This is a genomic window from Mycobacterium sp., from assembly GCF_040398885.1.
Lineage (GTDB): Bacteria > Actinomycetota > Actinomycetes > Mycobacteriales > Mycobacteriaceae > Mycobacterium.
On record NZ_JBBATF010000255.1, the window covers coordinates 1 to 2,696 of the forward strand.

Sequence of the window (2,696 nt, forward strand, 5' to 3'; positions counted from 1 at the left end):
ACGAGGGACCCAAGGGCGGGCCGGGTATGCGGGAGATGCTGGCCATCACCGGCGCCATCAAGGGCGCCGGGCTGGGTAAGGACGTGCTGCTGCTCACCGACGGCAGGTTTTCCGGTGGCACCACCGGGTTGTGCGTCGGCCACGTCGCCCCGGAAGCCGTGGACGCCGGACCCATTGCGTTCGTCGCCGACGGTGACCGCATCCGCCTCGACGTCGCCAACCAGAGCCTCGACATCCTCGTCGACGCCGCGGAAATGGAAGCCCGCAGGGTGGGCTTCGCCCCGCCGCCACCGCGGTACACCAGTGGTGTGCTGGCCAAGTACTGCAAGCTGGTCGGCTCCGCCGCGGGCGGCGCGGTCTGCGACTGACCGGCCGGTTTCGGTCGGGAGGGCTTGCCTGGCGTCCCGCGTTGGCGCACAGTGACAAAGATGAGCCGCACCGCACTTCGTATCTGTCCGCTTTGTGAGGCGACCTGCGGGTTGGTCCTCACGGTTGTCGACGAGGACGGTGCCGGCCGGGTCACCGGTGCCCGTGGGGACCGTGACGACGTCTTCAGCCACGGTTACATCTGCCCGAAGGGCGCCAGTTTCGCCGAGTTGGACAACGACCCCGACCGGTTGCTCACCCCGCTCGTGCGTCGGGACGGCGAACTGGTGGAAGCCGGCTGGGCCGAAGCGCTGGCGGTGGCCGTCGAAGGTCTGCAACGGGTGCAGGCCGACGCGGATGCCTCGGTCGGGGTCTACTTGGGCAACCCCAACGCCCACACCATCGCCGGTGGGCTCTACGCACCGCAGTTGGTGCGAGCGCTGAAGACCCGGCAGGTGTTTTCGGCGAGCACGCTGGATCAGATGCCCAAACACGTTGCCTGCGGTTATCTGTACGGGAACCCGTTCGCCTTCACCGTGCCCGATCTTGACCGCACCGATCATCTCGTCGTGATCGGAGCCAACCCGCTGGTCTCCAACGGAAGCGTCGCCACCGCAGCCGATTTCGGCGGCAAGCTCAAGGCACTCAAACGCCGCGGCGGTCGGCTCACCGTCATCGACCCCAAGCGCACCCGCACCGCCGAGATGGCCGACCGGCACATCGCCCCGCGCCCGGGCAGCGACGCCGCACTGCTTTTCGCGGTGGTCAACGTGCTCTTCGACGAGGATCTCGTCGACCCCGAACTAGGCGGCATCGCCGCGTTCGTCACCGGGGTCGCGCAGGTTCGCGCCGCGGCGCTGGAGTTCCCCCCGGAGACGGTCGCCGAACACTGCGGGGTGAGCGCGCAGGAGATCCGCGACCTCGCCCGCGACATCGCCGCCGGCCCGCGATCGGCGGTCTACGGCCGGATCGGCACCTCCACCGTCCGGTTCGGCACGCTCGCCAGTTGGCTGGTCGACGTGGTCAACGTGCTCACCGGCAACCTCGACCGGCCGGGCGGGGCGATGTTCACCAGTTCCCCGATCGGCGCCGCCCCCAGACCGGCCCGCCCCGGTCGCGGATTCTCGATCGGCCGCTGGCACAGCCGGGTTTCCGGCCATCCCGAGGTGCTGTCCGAGCTTCCGACGGCGCTGCTGCCGGAGGAGATCGAGACCGGGGGCGACGGCCAGATCCGCGCCCTGGTGACGATCGCGGGCAACCCGGTGCTCTCCGCGCCCGACGGCGATCGGCTGTCGGCGGCGCTGGACAGCCTGGATTTCATGGTCAGCATCGACCCTTACCTCAACGAGACCACCAGCCACGCCGACGTCATCCTGCCGCCGCCGCCGCCCTCGCACACCGCCCACTTCGACGTGGCCCTGTCCGGGGTGGCCGTCCGCGGCAACGCCCGCTACTCGCCGCCGGTCTTCGGGCTGCCCGACGGCCGGCCCGACGAGGCGCAGATCATCTCCCGGCTGGCGCTGGGCATCCTCGGGCTGGGCACCGACGCGGATCCGAAACTGGTTGACGACCAAATCATTTCGGCCGTTCTGTGCAGGGAGGCCGCCGACCCCGACTCCCCCGTGGCCGGACGCGACGTCACCGAACTCGCCGCGATGCTCCCCGCCGGACCGGGCCACGAGCGGCGACTGGACATGATGCTGCGGCTCGGCCCGTTCGGTGACGCCTTCGGCGCCCACCCGGGCGGCCTGACGCTGCAGCGCCTCAAGGACAACCCGCACGGCATCGACCTCGGCCCGCTCACTGCGCGTATCCCCGAGGTCCTCCGAACCCCTTCCGGGAAGGTGGAATTGGCGCCGGAACCGATCCTGGCCGACATACCGCGGCTGCAGAAGTCGCTGGAATCGGGGACGGACGGATTCCTGCTCATCGGCCGCCGGCATCTGCGGTCCAACAACAGCTGGATGCACAACCTGCCCGCTCTGGCCGGCGGCAGCAACCGCTGCACCCTGCAGATCCATCCCGACGACGCCGCAGTGCTGGGCGTGACGGATATGGCGGTGATCACCGGGCCGGCGGGCAAACTCCAGGTGCCGGTGGAGATCACCGACGCCATCCGCCCCGGGGTGGTGTCGCTGCCGCACGGCTGGGGTCACACCGCGCCGGGCAGCATGCTCTCGGTGGCCGCGGCCCAACCCGGCGTGAACGCGAACAGCCTGCTGGACGCTTCCCTGATCGAGCCGCTGTCGGGCACCGCGGTACTCAACGGTGTGCCGGTTCAGGTCATGGCCGTCTGACCCGGGCCAGGACGAAACCGTCCCAGCCCTTGG

General features: G+C 70.1%; 1 protein-coding gene and 1 pseudogene. Both read left to right on the forward strand.

Features of this window, described 5'->3' with window-relative positions:
* A pseudogene (locus ADBZ5U_RS15655) lies at positions 1 to 368 on the forward strand (dihydroxy-acid dehydratase); the annotation flags it as partial.
* A 60-nt stretch (positions 369 to 428) separates the two neighbouring features.
* Entirely contained in the window at positions 429 to 2,663 is a 2,235-nt protein-coding gene (locus ADBZ5U_RS15660) for a molybdopterin-dependent oxidoreductase (RefSeq protein WP_526811730.1), read from the forward strand.
* Positions 2,664 to 2,696 lie beyond the last annotated feature (33 nt).

Coding starts and splice junctions, on each gene's coding strand:
- ADBZ5U_RS15660 (WP_526811730.1), top strand. CDS start 429: ATGAGCCGCACCGCACTTCGTATCTGTCCGCTTTGTGAGGCGACCTGC.